The following is a 16,683-nucleotide window of genomic DNA, read 5'->3' on the forward strand; positions in this document are numbered from 1 at the left end:
TTTGCCAGGGCGCCACGCCTGCACCCGGGGCCTTTGTCAGGCAGGGGGCCGGCCGGACTGCACAGCATGGCTGGCGGCCTCAGCCGCCTTGGTATTGCCGGTAGACTGACTGCGCCAGCGCCAGCAATGGCGCCCGCTCAAGCGGTCCGGCCAGCGCGAAGCCGATATCCCGGTCCACCCAATAGAAAGCCATGGTGCCGGCGGCGGCGGCCGGACGATCTCCCGGTCCCGTGCCCATCCGCTCGAGCCGGAAGCCGGTGTCCGGCGTATCCCGTGCCATGTGCCGTAACTGCAGCGACAATCGGGTTCCATCGTCGGTCTCATACATCAGGATGGCCGATGGGCCGCCCTCGGCGACGCCCAGGCGCCCGCCAATCAGGTGGAATCCCTGGGTGCGCAGATCGGGGACCCGCAAGGGCGCGCCGAGCCGCTTTGACAACCAGGCCACCAGATGGGCTTCATCGGTAGCGGCCACCTCGACCGGATGGCGCACTTCAGGTGCGTATACCACATGACTGGCCAGCGCTTCGCGCGCGAAGCGCTCCACCGAGGGGACGCGCGCCGCCAGGGTGTCCGTGCGCCCATGCGCGAACCAGCCGATCGCGCCGCCCAGAGCCAGCGAAGCCATGCTGGCCGCCAGTGCCATGCCCCACCCCGCCTTGCCGCGCACCCGGTCAGCGGCGCCGTCGCGCAGCCGGGACGGAAGTGCATTCAGCGGTACAGGCTCATTGAGCACGCCGTCGAACGCAGCATGCAGTTCACTTGCCTGCCGCCGCCAGCTACCGACCTTCTCTCCGGCATCGGGATAGGCGGCCAGGTACGCCTCCACCTCGGCACGGCGGGCGGGATCCAGCTGGCCATCGGCATAGGCGTGGAGATCGGCTTCGTTGACTGGGGACATCATTTGACTCGCTGCAGTCCGGCCGCCCGGCCGGAGGCCTGCGGGTTCGCCTCGGACGCTCCGTCCATCAGCAGGCGCATCTGCTCACGGGCGCGTGCCAGGCGGGACATCACCGTGCCCACCGGCACCTCCAGCACCTGCGCCGCCTCGGCATAGGTGAGTTGCTCCAGGCCGACCAGCAGCATGACCGCGCGCTGGGCTTCGGGCAAGCGAGCCAGCGCCCGTACCAGGTCCAGGCGCAAGGCGGGCTCTGGCGCAGCACTGGGTACGTCGGGAAGCGTGTCGGTGAAGGTCACAAGATCGGCACGCCGGTACGCATTGATGCGCAGCCGGTGCATCATGGTCAGCAGCCAGGACAGCAGGCCATCCGCGCCGTCGCCCCACCAGGCGCCGGCGCGCAGCCGGAAGCGCCAGCGGTAGCGCAGCGCGCGTTCCAGCGTGTCCTGCACCAGGTCGTCGGCCAATGCCGCATCCCCGGTCAGGCCACGGGCGTGGCGCCGCAGGCGCGGCGCCAGCGCGACCAGCTGGCGGTCGAAGCCGTCCATGCCGTCAGGCTGCCCGCGCCCGGATCAGGGAGCGGCCACGTGCCAGACGTTGTTGAAGTTATCGCCCATGCGGTCACCCGGTTTGGCATCCTTGGCGAAACGATAGAGCGGCTTGCCGCGATAGGCCCACTGCTTGGCGCCGTCGTCACGAGTGATGACGCTGTAGTCCCCCGTGGGGCTGGTGCCGGGCGCCGCCATCAGGGGCGGCCAGTTGGTGGCGCAGGGACCGTTGCAGGCGCTCTTGCCACCCGCATCACGGTCAAAGGTGTAGAGCGTCAGGCCCTGGGGATCGGTCAGCGCGCCGCCGGCGACTTTCACCGTGGGCGGCATATTGCCCGCACTGCTGCCACCCATGCCGCCCATGCCAGAACAGGCAGACAGCAGCACTGCGGCAGACGCCAGCGCGAGAACAGCGGGACGGGACAGCGATGCGAGAGAAGCGGCTGCGAAGGGACGGGAAAGGGCCATGATGTCGATCTCCATGCGATGCGGCGCCGCCAGCCGGCACCGTCCCTTCAGTAAACACCGGATGTGACGGCTTTATTCCATCTGGACGAAAAAAAACCTGCCGCGTCGGACCGACGGGGCAGGTTTTTCTTATTGCGGCGCAACATCCGGATCAGAGTTCGCCGTAACTATGCAGGCCCGAGAGGAACATGTTGACGCCCAGGAAGGCGAAGGTCGTGACCAGCAAACCCACCAACGCCCACCAGGCCGCCATGGTGCCGCGCAAACCCTTCATCAGGCGCATGTGCAACCAGGCCGCATAGTTGAGCCAGACAATCAGCGCCCAGGTTTCCTTCGGGTCCCAGCTCCAGTAGCCGCCCCACGCTTCCGCCGCCCAAAGCGCGCCCAGGATGGTGGCGATGGTGAAGAAGGCGAAGCCCACTGCAATCGCCTTGTACATCACATCATCGAGCACTTCGAGCGAGGGCAGGCGCTCGGCCAGGATGCCACGCTCCTTGCACAGGTAAGCCACCGAGACCATCGCGGCCAGGGCGAAAGTGCCGTAGCCTATGAAATTGGCCGGCACATGGATCTTCATCCACCAGCTCTGCAACGCTGGGACCAGCGGCTGGATCTCGCTCGCATCGCGGCTGACCGTGTACCACAGCAGGAAACCGACCGCCGCCGACACCACCAGCATCACGAACGGCCCAAGCGCGCGCGTCTGGTAGCGGCCTTCGTAGTAGAGGTAGAACAAAGAAGTGATCAGCGTGAACAGTACAAACACTTCGTACAGGTTCGAGATAGGAATGTGGCCGATGTCGGCGCCGATCAGGTAGGACTCGTACCAGCGCACCAGCATGCCGGTGAAGCCCAGCACCACTGCCGCCCACGCCATCTTGCTGCCGATCTGCAGCCCGGTCTCCGAGCGCGTCAGCAGGCCGCCCCAATAGAACAGGGTGGACAGGAACACCAGCGCGCTCATCCACAGGATGGCCGACTGGCTGGACAGGAAGTACTTGAGGAAGAAGGCCTGCTCGGCGCGCGGCAGCTGGCCCTGGTAGAGCTGGATCGCGAACAGCGACAGCACCGCCAGCAGCACCATCAGCAACCGCACCGGCTTCCAGTGCCATCCCAGCAACGCAAAGGTGGGCACCGCTGCAATCAGCACGCCTTTGTCGTAGACATTCATCCACTCGCCGTAGCGTGCCAGTGCGAAGCCCGCGCCCGCTGCCAGCAGCAAGGCAAAGACCCAGTCGACCCAGCCCAGCCGGCGAAGGAACGACGGCTCCAGGTAGGCCTGCTCCGCACCGCCGGCGCCACCGGCTGGAGCCGGGCTCGCCTGCATGGGCGGCCTGGCCTGATTCACATTCGAGGACATATTGGTTCCTGCTTAATTGCCGGCCGCGTTCAATGCGTGGCCGGGTCCGGCGTGCCCTTGCCGGCCGTGTCGAGATTACCGGCGGCCCGGCCTACATCGTCGCGCAGAGCGACAAATTCCTTCTCGAAATCCAGTGTACGCCGCTGCGTGGACATGGCCATCAGCACATGGCTGGCAGCACCGCCGCCCTCGCTTCCGGCCGATCCGCCGGCAGGGTCCCGGACCCACAGCCAGACGCGGCGCTCGCGGATGTAGAACATCGAGAACACGCCCAGCACCAGCAGCAGACAGCCAAGATACACGATGTTCTTCCCTGGTGCACGGGTCATCTGGAACACGCTGGCCTTCACCTCGGTGAAGTCGTCGAGCTGCAGGAAGACCGGCGCGGTGTAGAAGAAACTGTCGGATAGCGCATTGATGGCCTGCTGCAAGAAAGCGCCGCTCTGAGCACTATTCGGCACCACCGGCAGCTTGTCCTGCGCGCGTGCCAGTTGCCAGAGTTCCCACATCGAGCCGTTGAGGATCTTCAGCAGCACGTCGGCGGCCTTCTGCTGCTCGGCCGGCGGCACGGACTTTTCCAGGAAGGCGGCGATTGCCGTGAAGCCGCCAGGCGGCGCTTGCGGATTGCTTCGTGCGGCGCCAGCGAAGAGATCAAGCGCGCGCAGGGCGCTCTCGGCAAGCTGGCCGCGCAACACCTCGCGATCCTCGCCCGGCATCGAGGCCAGGGCAAAGCGGCGTGCCGCTTCGACCCGCAGCGCGCGGTCCTGCAGCGCGGCGCGCAGGCGCATCCAGTCGGCTACGCTGTTCTGCTCGTCGGCCGGGATGCGCAGGTAACGGAACGGCTCGCTGGGCGAATCGCGCATGCCGGCAAGGAAGACCGACTGCCCATCGAGCTGCACGGGCACCATGTAGTTGTTGAACTCGCGCGCCTGCCCGTTGCGGTCGCGCAGCTTGTACTGCACCGACGGACCCACGTTGCGCAGTTCCTTCGCGCGATCAGGATTGACCGCCGAGCCCAGGTGGGATTCCAGCTTCTCGTTGAGCGATTTGCGCGCCACGCCGCGGGCATCGGGCTTGCCCGACGCGTCGGTGACGTTCTCGATATTCATCAGGCGGAAATCGCTGAACTCGACCGTCAGTCCCTCGGCGTCGGCGGCGCTGCCCGTGCCGGTCAGCGGCGAGTTGGCGCCCACCGTACCGGCGAAGGCGAAGGTCTTGTCATTGCCGCCCTGCATCGGGTAGCCGACGAACTTCAGCTTGGAGCCGCCGTCCTCGAAACTCGACTGGTAGATGGCAATGCCGTCCACCACCAGCGGTTCGTTGACCTTGACAGTGGCTTCGGTCTTGCGGCCAGTGGTGCGGTCGGTGATGACCACATCGGAGGCGAACAGCTTGGGCATGCCGGTCGAGTAATGCTCGACGGTAAATTTCTTCAGCGTGATATTGAACGGCAGATCCTGCACCAGCGCACCGTCCGAGATATTCAGGATGGCAGTGGAGACGGTCGCGCCTTCGGGCACGAAGGCATTGCCGCGAAAACCGGGATTGTTGACCGACAAGCGGTGCTGCGGCGGAATGTCGCTGATCACGGCGTTGCCGGTAATCGGACTCTTGCCGCCAAACCACATCTGGGCACGGATCAGCATGTCGCCGTCGAGCAGGCCACCGATGCAGATCACCACGATGGCGGTGTGCGCCAGGATGTAGCCCAGCTTGTTGGCCGCGCCCGCCTTGGCCGCCAGCAAGGTGGCGCCGTCATGGGGCACGGTCTTGATGCGATAACCGCGATTGGCCAGCAGCGCAGTGAGCCGCGTCACCGCATCGGCGCGCGGGCGGCCTGCATCGAACTCGGCGCGGTGATGGAAGGCGCGCAGGCTGCGCTCGCGCACGTGGTCCTTCCACGAACGCATATCCTTGATCATCTTGGGCGCGTTGCGCGTCAGGCACAGTGAGGTGGAGACCACCAGGAAGGCCAGGATCAGCAGGAACCACCAGGAGCCGTAAACCTTCTGCAGCGACAGCGTGTGGAACAGGTCAGCCCAGAATGGGCCGAACTGGTTGACGTAGTTGGGATAGGGCTCGTTCTGCTTGAGGACCGTGCCGATCACGCTGGCGATCGCGATGACCGTCAGCAACGCGATGGCGAAACGCATCGAGGACAGCAGTTCCACCGCGTCGCGCAGCAAGCGGTGAGAAGTCTTCAGGTGCAGTCCTGACGTGGAAGCGGTCGACATGTGCAGTGGGGCCCTCGGCCTTGAAATGAAAAAGGGTGGACATGCTTGCGCAGGCCACCCTCTTCGATTGTTGCCGTGCTGCCTGGTTGCACCCCTGCGGTCCACCTCGCAACGGCGAGGCCCGCGTGGGCGCTCCGGCTACCCGGCGCTGAACGACTTAGCGAATCCCTGCGACGTAGTCGGCCACGGCCTTGATCTCGGCATCCGACATCTTGGCGGCAATGGTGGTCATCACGGGATTGTTCTTGCGGGTGCCCTGGCGGAACGCGACCAGTTGCGCCTCGGTGTATTCGGACCATTGTCCGCCGATGCGCGGGTACTGGGCCGGGATGCCGGCGGCGGTGGGGCCGTGGCAGGCCGCGCAAGCGGGCACACCCTTGGCGGCGATGCCACCACGGTAGATCTTCTGGCCGGCTTCGATGGTGTCCTTGCTCTTGGCGGTGGCAGGCTTCAGGCTCTGCTTGGCCAGGTAGGCGCCGACGTCCTTCATTTCCTGCTCGGACAAGGCTGCCGCGTAGGGCGACATGATGGCGTTGCTGCGGGTCTTGGCCTTGAAGTCGTCGAGCTGCTTGTGCACGTACTCCGGATGCTGGGCGGCCAGCTTCGGATTGGCGGCGCCGCCACTGTTGCCGTTGGCGCCGTGGCAACTCAGGCAAGCCGGGACATTGCGATCGGGGGCACCTTGCGTGTAGAGGGTTTCGCCCTTGGCCGGATCAGCCTTTGCGGCGGCCTGCTCTGCGGCAGATGCCAGACCGGTCATGGCAGTGGCCGGCAGAGCCAGCGCCACGACAGCCAGAAGTTTCGCAATGCGGTTCATTCGCACACCTTGTCTGAATTGTTTTGAAATCCATGGGGCACGCCGTTCAGCACCTTGCCCGCGGTGAGGACGCGCATGGGCTGGTACTTTGACATCGGAAATTCACCACGACGGACCGCCAGCCCCGCTGAAGCCAAAAACGCCCAGGCGAGAGCCGAATGGCACCGCCCCCATGCGAACGAGAGCGGCAGACCGTGCGAATATCCCCGTAGCAGACCCAGCCCCCCGGCTGGCCCCCTTGCCGCTGCGCCATGCAGGCGCTGCAACAGACCAGACCGACAGGCTTGCTACCACGATGGAACGGACACGCAGAGCTTCCTGCTCAGATAAACGCAAGGCCAAGGATGCCGCGCGTCACCTAATCGGGAGGCCGTTAACCGCGTTATTGTACAATAAATCGTGTGCCGGATAGAGGATGTGCGCGCCGCGACGCGGCCAGACGCCAGCCCCGGCCATCCAGGCGGCAGCATGTGCCGCCCACCTCACTCACATCGGCGTGGTGACGCCGGCGGACCCGCCAAATGCAAGGCGGCGCCCCGCCCCCACCCGCCCCATCGCCCACGCGCATGTCCCTCCTACACCAGGCCCGCTTCTTCGTTACCGTCAACCACCTGCGCGACCTGCCTGCCACGGCGGTGCCGGAAGTGGCCTTCGCCGGGCRCTCCAACGCCGGCAAATCCACCGCCATCAACATCCTGTGCAACCAGAAGCGGCTAGCCTTCTCGTCGCGCACGCCGGGCCGTACCCAGCACATCAATTTCTTCGGGGTCGCACCGGTCAAGGCGCCGGATCCGCTGGCCTTCCTGGTCGACCTGCCCGGCTATGGCTATGCGCAGGTGTCAGGATCGGCCAAGTACCATTGGCAGACGCTGCTGAGCGACTACGTACAGACCCGTTCGCAGCTGGCTGGCCTGGTGCTGATGATGGACGCGCGCCGGCCCTTCACCGACCTGGATTGCCAGATGGTTGAATGGTTCCTGCCCACGGGCCGGCCCATTCACGTGTTGCTGACCAAGGCCGACAAACTGACCAACAGCGAAAACGCCCTGGCCCTGCGCGAAACCCGCAAGATCCTGGCCGGTTACGCCGAACAACTCGACACGCCCGTGGCCCTGACCGCGCAATTGTTCTCCAGCCTGAAGCGCCGCGGCATCGAGGAAGCCCAGCGCGTGGTGGCAGGCTGGCTGGCGCTGCCGGAAGCACAGCCGGCCGTGGTGCCGGGCAGCGAGTCCGCCGCCGCGCCGCAGGAAAAAGCAAAGCCCGACCAGCCGGCGGTTGTGCAAGACACACCGCCCGACGCGGCCGCGAACTGACCTTCCAGCCCCGCTTTGCGTACCCGCCMCTGCGGGTGCGGCGCGATAGCGAACCCGCGCATCCCCACGAATCGAACAGGCAAAAAAAACCCCGTTGCAAGCAACGGGGGCGAACTTTCCCACCGGTTGAGGGTGGGTACCCGCTCAGGGAGGAGTAGCGGGGGACGCTGCATCACGCAAGCGCAACGCAGAGTGTCCGCGAGTATGATAGCGGGCACGATCAAAAGTTTAGTTTTTCTTTCGGAGCGGCCTGCTGGATCACTCGCCAGCCACATCGCGCGCCAGCAGCCCGGCAAAATTCCGCACTCCCTCAGACATTCTCCCTCAAGCCATGTCCACTTTCCCCGAGTACCGTCCGCGCCGCATGCGCCGCGATGATTTCTCGCGCAGGCTGATGCGCGAACACCGCCTGTCGCCGGACAACCTGATCTACCCGGTATTTATCGTCGACGGCCACAACCAGCGTGAAAGCGTGGCGTCCATGCCCGGCGTGGAGCGGCTCTCGGTCGACCTGCTGCTGCCGGTGGCGGAGGATTGCGTCAAGCTGGGCATCCCGGTCATCGCGCTGTTCCCGGTCATCGATCCGGCCCTGAAGACGCCCGACGGTATCGAGGCCACCAATGCCGACGGCCTGATCCCGCGTGCCGTGCGCGCACTGAAAGACCGCTTCCCCGAGCTCGGCGTGCTGACCGACGTGGCGCTGGACCCCTACACCAGCCACGGCCAGGACGGCGTGCTGGACGCCGACGGCTATGTGATCAACGACGTCACTGTGGAGATCCTGGTCAAGCAGGCGCTGACTCAGGCCGCGGCCGGCGTGGATATCGTGGCACCGTCGGACATGATGGACGGGCGCATCGGCGCGGTGCGCGCCGCGCTGGAGGACGGCGGCCATATCCATACGCGCATCATGGCCTACTCGGCCAAGTACGCATCGGCCTTCTATGGCCCGTTCCGGGATGCGGTCGGCTCAGCGGCCAACCTGGGCAAGGGCAACAAGATGACTTACCAGATGGACCCGGCCAATACCGACGAGGCCTTGCGCGAAGTGGCGCAAGACATCATGGAGGGTGCCGACATGGTGATGGTCAAGCCCGGCATGCCTTACCTGGACATCGTGCGGCGCGTGAAGGATGAGTTCCGTTTTCCCACCTACGCCTACCAGGTCAGCGGCGAGTACGCGATGCTCAAGGCCGCAGCCCAGAATGGCTGGCTGGATCACGACAAGGTCATGATGGAGTCGCTGCTGGCCTTCCGCCGCGCCGGCGCCGACGGCATCCTGACCTACTTCGCGCGCGACGCTGCTCGCCTGCTCACGCGCTGAACCGGCCCGGATGCAGCTGTTAGGTTTTTCCGCCAGCCAGGTCCATCCGCTCGCCTCGCTCGACGAGGCGCGCGACTTTCTCGCGGGCAACGCGGCGGCCCGCTTCGTCTGGGTCGATACGCCGATCGAGGAAGTCAGCGCCGCGCCGACGGCCTGGCGCGACAGCGTCCAGGCCCTGACCGGCGCCCCGGTGCTGGATCTGCACCTGATCGATGCCACCAACCCGTCGCATCCTTCGTATTTCGATACGACGCATGCCTACGACATGGTGATCTTCCGCAAGCTCACCTTTGAAACGAGCCGGCTGATTGCCGAGGCCGGCGGCGAAACGGCGGCGGCGTCCGGAACGACAGCAACCGCGCCAGCCACCGCACCAGAATTGCCGCCAATCCCGGGAGCCTCCACGGCTTCCACTACGGTTTCAGCTACCGCGACAACCAGCCAGCCGCCCGCTTCAAGAACGCAGGCTCTGGCCAAACCGCGCCGCTACCCGCCAGGCTTTCTGCCTGCACTGGCCAAAATCGATACCCAGCCGGTCACTTTCTTTGTCTTCGACAATGTGCTGCTGACGGTCCGGCCCGCGCAGTCTCGCACACTCGACCAGGTGCGCCAGCGCCTGCTTGAGCTATGCCAGGCGCCACGGCCGCAGTCCGCCTCGAAGACCCGCCCCAACGGGCACGCCGCCGCGCTGGTACATGGCATCCGCCCGCCGACGCGCCCGGAAGACCTGATGCTGCGCCTGCTCAACGCGATGGTCGACCGCTACCTGGACCTGCGCGCGCCCCTGACGCGCCAGCTGGACCGTTGGCAGCGCGCGCTGCTAAACGCCCGGCGCAGCTTCTCCAGCTGGGAAGGCTTGCTCGATGCCCGCATTGAACTGCGGCGCCTGGAGCACCTGTGCGAGGAACAGCACGATGCGCTGCAGGAATTCCGCGACAGCCTGCTCGACAACAGTTACAGCGTGCAGAGCGAAGGAACCGCAAACGCGGCAGGCCGCGACGATGCCTTGCTGGTGCGCATCAACGACGTGATGGAACACATCTCGCGCGTGCTCGCGCACGCGCGCCGGCTGGAGGACTCGATCGAGTCCGCGGTGCAGATTCATTTTTCATCGGTGGCGCATCGCACCAACCGCACCATGCGTACCCTGACGCTGATCACTGCACTGTTCATGCCACTCACGCTGATCACCRGCATCTTCGGCATGAACTTCGAGCGCATGCCGTGGCTGCGCGAGCCGCAGGGCTTCTGGTGGTCGCTCGGGCTGATGGGCGCGGTGGTGGCAGTGCTGGCGGCAGTGTGGGGGCTGGGACGCCGGCTGGAGAAAAGCTAGCCGACGCCTGCGCAAGCCCGGGGGGTCAGGTGCTAGCTTTGGCGTCCAGGGCGCGCGCGAGCGTGTCAAGGAAACGGGCGGCGGGTTGGTAGCCGATTGCACGAACCGGCCGCTCGCGCCCGTCAGGACCGAACAGGATGATGCCCGGCGGGCCGAACAGGCCGAAGCGCTTGAGCAGTGCCCGATCGTCGGCGTTGTTCCGGGTGACGTCCGCCTGCAGCATCACCACCCCGGCAAGCCGGGCCCGCACGCGCTCGTCGCTGAACGTGAAGCGCTCCATCTCCTTGCAGCTCACACACCAGTCCGCATAGAAGTCGAGCAGCACGGGCTTGCCCGCTGCGGCGGCCTGCGCCACGCGAGCGTCGAGTTCGGCTACCGAGCGGACCCGCTCAAAGCGCACTGTGGTCGAGTCGCTGGCCGCCGCGTCTGGCGCGGTGCGACCTGCACCAAGATGCGCCAGCGGTTGCAAGGGATCCCGGCCACCGGACGCGAGCCCCACCAGCAAGATGGCTCCCGCCAGCGCGGCAAGCAGGCCCAGGCCCTTGCCCACCCTGGCCAGGCCATGCGCCTCGGGGCCAAGTGACTCGAAGGCGCTCAGGAAAACCGCGCCCACCAGCAGCAGCGCGGCCCAGCCTGCCATCAGCGCCCATGCCGGCAGCACCGGGCTGACCATCCACAGCGCCACGCCCAGCAGCAGGAAGCCGAAGAAGCGCTTGGTCATTTCCATCCACCGTCCGGCACGCGGCAGCAGGTTGCCCGCGCCCACGCCCACCAGCACCAGCGGCACGCCCATGCCGAGCGCCATCGCGAACAGCGCGCCGCCACCGGTTACGGCATCGCCGGTGCGTGCGATGTAGGCCAGCGCGCCGGCCAGCGGTGCCGTCACGCACGGCCCGACGATCAGCGCCGAGATCGCGCCCATGGCCGCGGCGCCGGCGAGTTGCCCGCCCTGGCGGCGGTTGGACGAAGCGGTCAGCCGCGTTTGCCAGTGTTGCGGCAGCTGCAGTTCATAGAGGCCGAACATGGAAAGGGACAAGGCCACCATCAGCAGCGCGAAAGCCGTCAGCACCCACGGCGACTGCAGCGCGGCGGACAAGCCCTCGCCAAGCAGGCCGGCCGCCACGCCAACAGCGGTGTAAACCACCGCCATGCCTAGCACATACGACAGCGACACCAGCAAAGCGCGGCCGCGCGTGACATGCTCACCCACCACGATTGACGACAGGATCGGCACCATGGGCAGCACGCACGGCGTAAAGGTCAGGAGCAAACCGAGGCCGAAGAACAGCGCGGCGATCACGCCGAGGTTGCGGCTGGCCAGCGCCCCGGCAATGCGGTCGTTCTCGTCGGCAGGCCCAGTCAGTTGGGCAGGGGAGGGGCCGGCAGATGCCGCCGCCCCGGCCGCGTCGCGGCTTTCGGTGCCCGGGCCGCTGCCAATGCTGCTGGAATCCGCCGGCGCCCGCTTGCCGAACAGCCCGTCGAGCACACCGCCGCCGACCTTGAAAACGCTCTCCATCGGGGGATAGCACAGGCCCTTGTCGGCACAGCCCTGGGAAGTCACCACCAGTGACCATTTGCCGTCCGCCGGCGCGGACGCCACCGGTACGCGGATAGTCACGCCACCATGGTAGGTTTCCATCTCCTTGCCGAAAGTCTCGTCGAACTTGACCTTGCCCGGCGGGAATACCGGAGCGCCAAGCTTGACGGAGGTCGGCTGCGCGGCGAAGGCAAAGCGCTCGCGGTAGAGGTAGTAGCCATCGGCTACATCGAAGCGCACTTCGACGGTCTGCGCGTCGACCTGCCGCGCCGCGAAACGGAAGGCTTGGTCCGGCGGCAGGAAGTCATCGTCGGCGGCATGCGCGGCGCCGCCGAGGCACAGCCACAATGCTGCGAGCAGCAAGATCAGGAGCCGCGCTGCGGCACTATGCCGCACCGACCCCGCTGCCGACCCGCAGTCCAAAGCGCCCGACATCACTCCGAAACCCATGCCCCATCCTTGAATTGTCATTCGTCRTATCCGTACCTCGAACGCCGCGCGGCGCCGGTTTCGGCCGCATCGCCCGCTAGCCGCCGAAGGACGGACATCCTTGCGCGTGCTTACGCGCTGTCATCGTCAGCGTCTGGCGTCCGCGTCTCCTGCGCCACCCACGCAAGGTAAGGCGCAAAGCCGGCCGCAACCGGCAATGCCACGATCTCCGGCACCTCATAGGGGTGCGCCAGGCGAATCGCGGCTTCAAGCGCCGTATAGCGATCCTGCGTAGTCTTGATCAGCAGCGGCCATTCCCGCGTGGTTTCGATCTCGCCGCGCCACCAGTACTCGGACTGACATGGCGCCAGCCGGTTCACACAAGCTGCCAGCCTGGATTCCAGCACTGCGCGGGTCATACGTGCGGCGGATTCGGCATCGGGCAACACCGTCATTACCAATAGCGTCTCGCTCATCGTGCTTTCCTCAAAAACCTGGCCCGGAAAGCAATCGAGCCAGGCATGCAGCCTGGCTCGATTGTAAGCGGTGTCCGCGCGGCTCGCCGCGACCAGTGGTCGCAAGCGGCCGGGACGATATCGACCTTATTCGCCTGCTTCTTCAGCCGGCGCTTCGGTGATTTCCGGACGATCCACCAGTTCGACCAGCGCCATCGGTGCGTTGTCGCCCTGACGGAAACCGAACTTCAGGATACGGGTGTAACCACCCGGGCGGGCGTTGTAACGCGGGCCCAGTTCGTTGAACAGCTTGGTAACCATGTCGCGGTCGCGCAGACGGGCGAAAGCCAGGCGGCGGTTGGCAACGGTGTCCTTCTTGGCCAGCGTGATGAGGGGCTCGACAACCTTGCGCAGTTCCTTGGCCTTGGGCAGGGTGGTCTTGATCAGCTCGTGCTGGAACAGCGAGTTGGACATGTTGCGCAGCATCGCGAGACGGTGCGACGAGGTGCGGTTCAGTTTCCGCAAACCATGACGGTGACGCATGATGATTCCTTTATTGCAATGTTTGACCAGCTCTTCTATCGCTCGGCCGGGATGCTCCCCGGTTCGGCGCGGGCCGGTAGTCTATTGGAGCGGCCGGCACATGCCGGTCGCCGGGATTACCGGCACGGCAACGGGACCAGCCCGCCGCCGCGCCAGGCAAATTACTTCTCCAGCCCTGCGGGCGGCCAGTTCTCGAGCTTCATGCCGAGGGTCAGGCCACGCGAAGCCAGCACTTCCTTGATTTCATTGAGCGACTTGCGACCCAGGTTCGGGGTCTTCAGCAGCTCGTTCTCGGTACGCTGGATCAGGTCGCCGATGTAGTAGATGTTTTCGGCCTTCAGGCAGTTGGCCGAACGCACCGTCAGCTCCAGGTCGTCCACCGGGCGCAGCAGGATCGGATCGATCTGCGGCGTACGGCTCGAAGCGGCTTCCGCCGACGACTCGGTACCTTCCAGCGCTGCGAACACCGACAACTGGTCAACCAGGATGCGCGCCGATTGACGAATCGCTTCCTCGGGCGAGATCACGCCGTCGGTTTCGATGTTCATCACCAGCTTGTCGAGATCGGTACGCTGTTCCACACGAGCCGATTCGACTGCGTACGAAACGCGGCGCACCGGCGAGAACGAAGCGTCCAGCACGATGCGGCCGATGACCTTGCCCGCTTCGTCGCCAAACTTGCGCACGTTGCCGGGGACATAACCACGGCCTTGTTCGACCTTGATCTGCATGTCCAGCTTGCCGCCGGCCGACAGGTGAGCGATCACGTGGCCGGGGTTGATGATCTCGACGTCGTGCGGCAGCTCGATATCGGCCGCGGTCACAACGCCTTCGCCTTCCTTGCGCAGCGACACCGTGACTTCGTCGCGGTTGTGCAGCTTGAAGACCACACCCTTCAGATTGAGCAGCAGGTTGACTACGTCTTCCTGAACGCCATCGATGGTGGAGTACTCGTGGACCACCCCAGCGATCGTGACTTCGGTCGGGGCATAACCGACCATCGACGACAGCAGCACGCGACGCAGGGCGTTACCGAGCGTATGGCCATAGCCACGCTCGAACGGCTCCATCACGACCTTGGCGTGATGGTCGCCGAGCGGCTCCACGGCAATAATTTTAGGCTTGAGTAGTGCTGTTTGCATTAGGTTGTCCTTTTCAATACCCTCGGCTCGTTACACCGATAAGGCTGACGTATGGAACCTGAAAATCCCATCGCACGATGGGCAATAAGCCCGACGCGCGGCAGCGCGTCGGGCTGAAAGTGAAGCTTGGCGGGAAACGCAAGCCCCTGGCCGTTCGATGGTGTCGGTCAGAATTCGTGTGATTAACGCGAATACAATTCGACGATCAGGCTTTCGTTGATGTCACCCGAGATATCGGCGCGATCCGGCACTTGCTTGAATGTGCCTTCGAACTTCTTCGCGTCCACGGCAACCCATGCCGGGAAACCCGATTGCTCAGCCAGCGACAGCGCTTCGGCGATACGGACTTGCTTCTTCGACTGCTCGCGGATGCTGATGACGTCACCAGCCTTGACTTGCGCCGACGGCACGTTCAGGGCTTGACCGTTCAGCAGGATCGCCTTGTGCGACACCAGCTGGCGCGCTTCAGCGCGGGTCGAGCCGAAGCCCATGCGGTACACGACGTTGTCCAGGCGCGATTCCAGCAGTTGCAGCAGCTTTTCACCGGTGTTGCCCTTGCGGCGGTCGGCTTCAGCGAAGTAGCGGCGGAACTGGCGCTCGAGTACGCCATAGATACGCTTGACCTTCTGCTTTTCACGCAGTTGGTTGCCATAGTCGGAGGTGCGTGCACCCGAGGTGCGGCCGTGCTGACCCGGCTTGCTGTCCAGCTTGCACTTGTCTGCAAGCGAGCGGCGTGCGCTCTTCAGGAACAGGTCAGTACCTTCACGGCGGGATAGTTTGGCCTTCGGGCCGATATAACGTGCCACTTTATCTTCCTTCCTGATCGATCGCGGCGCCTTGTTCGACGCGCCGCGAGTCCGCCTTCTCCGCCCCGGTTGATTGGGCGCATGAGTGGCAGACGGTGGGCTTATCCAGCGCGCTCCCATTCGGGCACGCGCAAAAGCATGACTAACTACTGCGCCAGGCGACCGACAACGACGTCGATCGCGCAAACGCAAAACGAAAACCTGCTGCAAACAGATGCAGCAGGTCAACGTGCAATGCTACCACACCGGGCTGCACACGGGGAAGACCCCGATTGCAGCCTGGGTATCACATCGGCACTTAGATCCGACGGCGCTTCGGCGGACGGCAGCCGTTGTGCGGCACCGGCGTCACGTCTTCGATGATCGAGATCTTGATGCCGAGCGCGTTCAGGGCGCGCACAGCCGATTCACGGCCAGGGCCGGGGCCCTTGATGCGCACGTCCAGGTTCTTGATACCCTGGTCTTGCGCCACGCGGCCGGCATTCTCGGCGGCGACCTGAGCTGCGAAGGGAGTCGACTTACGCGAACCCTTGAAGCCCTGGCCACCCGAGGTTGCCCACGCCAGAGCATTGCCCTGACGGTCGGTGATCGTGATGATGGTGTTGTTGAACGAAGCGTGGACGTGCGCAATGCCGTCGGCAACGTTCTTCTTGACCTTCTTACGCGCGCGCTGGGCGGCGTTATTCGGACCTTTTGCCATTAGTTTCTTCCTCTGCCTTCGGCTTTACTTCTTCAGAGCCACGCCGGCCTTACGCGGACCCTTGCGGGTACGGGCGTTGGTGCGGGTGCGCTGACCGCGCATCGGGAGACCCCTGCGGTGACGGACGCCACGATAGCAACCAAGGTCCATGAGACGCTTGATGTTCATCGTGGTTTCACGACGCAGGTCACCCTCAACCGTGGCCTTGGCTACTTCGTCACGAAGCTTTTCCAGGTCGCCGTCGGTCAGGTCCTTGACCTTCTTGTCAAAGGGAACGCCGGTGGCCACGCAAATCTTGCGGGCGCGCGAGCGGCCGATACCGTAAATAGCCGTCAGGCCGATCTCGGTATGCTTGTGGTTCGGGATGTTAACCCCTGCGATACGTGCCATTCGTCAATCCTCTTTACGATTAGCCTTGGCGTTGCTTGTGGCGGGGATCCGACGAGCAGATCACGCGCACGACACCGTTGCGCTTGATAACTTTGCAGTTGCGGCAAATGCGCTTAACAGAAGCCAGCACTTTCATGATTTTCCTCTTCCTTCAATTCCTGTTCGCTTCACTTCGTCCGAAAGACGATGCGCGCGCGTGACAGATCATATGGAGTCAGTTCAACCGTCACCCGATCACCCGGAAGAATCCGGATGTAGTTCATTCGCATCTTGCCGGAGATATGGCCCAACACTACATGGCCATTTTCCAGTTTGACGCGGAACGTCGCGTTAGGGAGGTTTTCCAGGACCTCCCCCTGCATCTGGATGACGTCGTCTTTTGCCAT

Annotated in this window: 18 protein-coding genes; 3 read left to right on the forward strand and 15 right to left on the reverse strand. The window is 64.8% G+C overall.

Annotation, left to right across the window (positions count from 1 at the left end; translation table 11 throughout):
* Positions 1-79: 79 nt before the first annotated feature.
* The 6 genes from AC1DT6_RS07010 to AC1DT6_RS07035 form a co-directional block, all read right to left on the reverse strand.
* Entirely contained in the window at positions 80-904 is an 825-nt protein-coding gene (locus AC1DT6_RS07010) for an anti-sigma factor family protein (RefSeq protein WP_441632715.1), read from the reverse strand.
* Entirely contained in the window at positions 901-1,446 is a 546-nt protein-coding gene (locus AC1DT6_RS07015) for an RNA polymerase sigma factor (RefSeq protein ID WP_441632717.1), read from the reverse strand. Before AC1DT6_RS07015 ends, AC1DT6_RS07010 begins: the two co-directional genes overlap by 4 nt.
* Positions 1,447-1,470: 24 nt before the next feature.
* Positions 1,471-1,914, reverse strand: coding sequence for a COG4315 family predicted lipoprotein (locus AC1DT6_RS07020; RefSeq protein WP_035870803.1), 444 nt, complete (start codon positions 1,912-1,914; stop codon positions 1,471-1,473).
* A gap of 151 nt (positions 1,915-2,065) precedes the next feature.
* Positions 2,066-3,241 (reverse strand): c-type cytochrome biogenesis protein CcsB, encoded by a 1,176-nt coding sequence (ccsB, locus tag AC1DT6_RS07025; protein ID WP_477102481.1) that lies wholly within the window; start codon positions 3,239-3,241, stop codon positions 2,066-2,068.
* Positions 3,242-3,303: 62 nt separating this feature from the next.
* Complete coding sequence (locus AC1DT6_RS07030; RefSeq protein WP_441632719.1) at positions 3,304-5,508, reverse strand: cytochrome c biogenesis protein ResB; 2,205 nt, start codon at positions 5,506-5,508, stop codon at positions 3,304-3,306.
* A gap of 157 nt (positions 5,509-5,665) precedes the next feature.
* Positions 5,666-6,325 (reverse strand): c-type cytochrome, encoded by a 660-nt coding sequence (locus AC1DT6_RS07035; protein ID WP_035870737.1) that lies wholly within the window; start codon positions 6,323-6,325, stop codon positions 5,666-5,668.
* 566 nt (positions 6,326-6,891) lie between these two features.
* Here AC1DT6_RS07035 and yihA point away from each other — a divergent pair.
* From yihA to AC1DT6_RS07050, 3 genes are all read left to right on the forward strand, one after another.
* Positions 6,892-7,638 (forward strand): ribosome biogenesis GTP-binding protein YihA/YsxC, encoded by a 747-nt coding sequence (gene yihA / locus AC1DT6_RS07040; protein WP_477114573.1) that lies wholly within the window; start codon positions 6,892-6,894, stop codon positions 7,636-7,638.
* A gap of 331 nt (positions 7,639-7,969) precedes the next feature.
* Positions 7,970-8,962: a porphobilinogen synthase gene (gene hemB, locus AC1DT6_RS07045; protein ID WP_035870740.1), complete on the forward strand. Its 993-nt coding sequence runs from the start codon at positions 7,970-7,972 to the stop codon at positions 8,960-8,962.
* Positions 8,963-8,972: 10 nt separating this feature from the next.
* Positions 8,973-10,295 carry a magnesium transporter CorA family protein gene (locus tag AC1DT6_RS07050; RefSeq protein ID WP_477114574.1) on the forward strand — a complete coding sequence of 441 codons (1,323 nt, stop codon included), beginning with the start codon at positions 8,973-8,975 and terminating at the stop codon, positions 10,293-10,295.
* A 25-nt stretch (positions 10,296-10,320) separates the two neighbouring features.
* Here AC1DT6_RS07050 and dsbD read toward each other — a convergent pair whose 3' ends face one another.
* From dsbD to infA, 9 genes are all read right to left on the reverse strand, one after another.
* Positions 10,321-12,267: a protein-disulfide reductase DsbD gene (dsbD, locus tag AC1DT6_RS07055; protein WP_441632756.1), complete on the reverse strand. Its 1,947-nt coding sequence runs from the start codon at positions 12,265-12,267 to the stop codon at positions 10,321-10,323.
* A 125-nt stretch (positions 12,268-12,392) separates the two neighbouring features.
* Positions 12,393-12,737 (reverse strand): divalent-cation tolerance protein CutA, encoded by a 345-nt coding sequence (gene cutA / locus AC1DT6_RS07060; RefSeq protein ID WP_441632726.1) that lies wholly within the window; start codon positions 12,735-12,737, stop codon positions 12,393-12,395.
* A 126-nt stretch (positions 12,738-12,863) separates the two neighbouring features.
* On the reverse strand, positions 12,864-13,259 hold the full coding sequence (rplQ, locus tag AC1DT6_RS07065; RefSeq protein ID WP_006160427.1) for a 50S ribosomal protein L17: 396 nt from the start codon (positions 13,257-13,259) through the stop codon (positions 12,864-12,866).
* 161 nt (positions 13,260-13,420) lie between these two features.
* Positions 13,421-14,401 carry a DNA-directed RNA polymerase subunit alpha gene (locus AC1DT6_RS07070; protein WP_006160428.1) on the reverse strand — a complete coding sequence of 327 codons (981 nt, stop codon included), beginning with the start codon at positions 14,399-14,401 and terminating at the stop codon, positions 13,421-13,423.
* Positions 14,402-14,583: 182 nt separating this feature from the next.
* Positions 14,584-15,207, reverse strand: coding sequence for a 30S ribosomal protein S4 (rpsD, locus tag AC1DT6_RS07075; protein WP_035870746.1), 624 nt, complete (start codon positions 15,205-15,207; stop codon positions 14,584-14,586).
* Between the two features lie 298 nt (positions 15,208-15,505).
* Positions 15,506-15,907, reverse strand: a complete 402-nt coding sequence (gene rpsK, locus AC1DT6_RS07080) for a 30S ribosomal protein S11 (RefSeq protein ID WP_006160430.1) — start codon at positions 15,905-15,907, stop codon at positions 15,506-15,508.
* A 24-nt stretch (positions 15,908-15,931) separates the two neighbouring features.
* Positions 15,932-16,297 (reverse strand): 30S ribosomal protein S13, encoded by a 366-nt coding sequence (rpsM, locus tag AC1DT6_RS07085; RefSeq protein ID WP_006160431.1) that lies wholly within the window; start codon positions 16,295-16,297, stop codon positions 15,932-15,934.
* A 19-nt stretch (positions 16,298-16,316) separates the two neighbouring features.
* Positions 16,317-16,433, reverse strand: coding sequence for a 50S ribosomal protein L36 (gene rpmJ, locus AC1DT6_RS07090; RefSeq protein WP_006160433.1), 117 nt, complete (start codon positions 16,431-16,433; stop codon positions 16,317-16,319).
* 31 nt (positions 16,434-16,464) lie between these two features.
* Positions 16,465-16,683, reverse strand: coding sequence for a translation initiation factor IF-1 (infA, locus tag AC1DT6_RS07095; RefSeq protein ID WP_006160436.1), 219 nt, complete (start codon positions 16,681-16,683; stop codon positions 16,465-16,467).

This window comes from Cupriavidus sp. 01L45, assembly GCF_056399885.1.

Excerpts from the sequence above, each read along its gene's own strand:
- hemB (WP_035870740.1), top strand. The coding sequence starts at position 7,970 with ATGTCCACTTTCCCCGAGTACCGTCCGCGCCGCATGCGCCGCGATGAT.
- rplQ (WP_006160427.1), bottom strand. The coding sequence starts at position 13,259 with ATGCGTCACCGTCATGGTTTGCGGAAACTGAACCGCACCTCGTCGCAC.
- rpmJ (WP_006160433.1), bottom strand. The coding sequence starts at position 16,433 with ATGAAAGTGCTGGCTTCTGTTAAGCGCATTTGCCGCAACTGCAAAGTT.
- AC1DT6_RS07070 (WP_006160428.1), bottom strand. The coding sequence starts at position 14,401 with ATGCAAACAGCACTACTCAAGCCTAAAATTATTGCCGTGGAGCCGCTC.
- rpsK (WP_006160430.1), bottom strand. The coding sequence starts at position 15,907 with ATGGCAAAAGGTCCGAATAACGCCGCCCAGCGCGCGCGTAAGAAGGTC.
- cutA (WP_441632726.1), bottom strand. The coding sequence starts at position 12,737 with ATGAGCGAGACGCTATTGGTAATGACGGTGTTGCCCGATGCCGAATCC.
- AC1DT6_RS07010 (WP_441632715.1), bottom strand. The coding sequence starts at position 904 with ATGATGTCCCCAGTCAACGAAGCCGATCTCCACGCCTATGCCGATGGC.
- AC1DT6_RS07035 (WP_035870737.1), bottom strand. The coding sequence starts at position 6,325 with ATGAACCGCATTGCGAAACTTCTGGCTGTCGTGGCGCTGGCTCTGCCG.
- infA (WP_006160436.1), bottom strand. The coding sequence starts at position 16,683 with ATGGCAAAAGACGACGTCATCCAGATGCAGGGGGAGGTCCTGGAAAAC.
- AC1DT6_RS07030 (WP_441632719.1), bottom strand. The coding sequence starts at position 5,508 with ATGTCGACCGCTTCCACGTCAGGACTGCACCTGAAGACTTCTCACCGC.
- ccsB (WP_477102481.1), bottom strand. The coding sequence starts at position 3,241 with ATGCAGGCGAGCCCGGCTCCAGCCGGTGGCGCCGGCGGTGCGGAGCAG.
- rpsM (WP_006160431.1), bottom strand. The coding sequence starts at position 16,297 with ATGGCACGTATCGCAGGGGTTAACATCCCGAACCACAAGCATACCGAG.
- AC1DT6_RS07015 (WP_441632717.1), bottom strand. The coding sequence starts at position 1,446 with ATGGACGGCTTCGACCGCCAGCTGGTCGCGCTGGCGCCGCGCCTGCGG.
- AC1DT6_RS07020 (WP_035870803.1), bottom strand. The coding sequence starts at position 1,914 with ATGGCCCTTTCCCGTCCCTTCGCAGCCGCTTCTCTCGCATCGCTGTCC.
- dsbD (WP_441632756.1), bottom strand. The coding sequence starts at position 12,267 with ATGTCGGGCGCTTTGGACTGCGGGTCGGCAGCGGGGTCGGTGCGGCAT.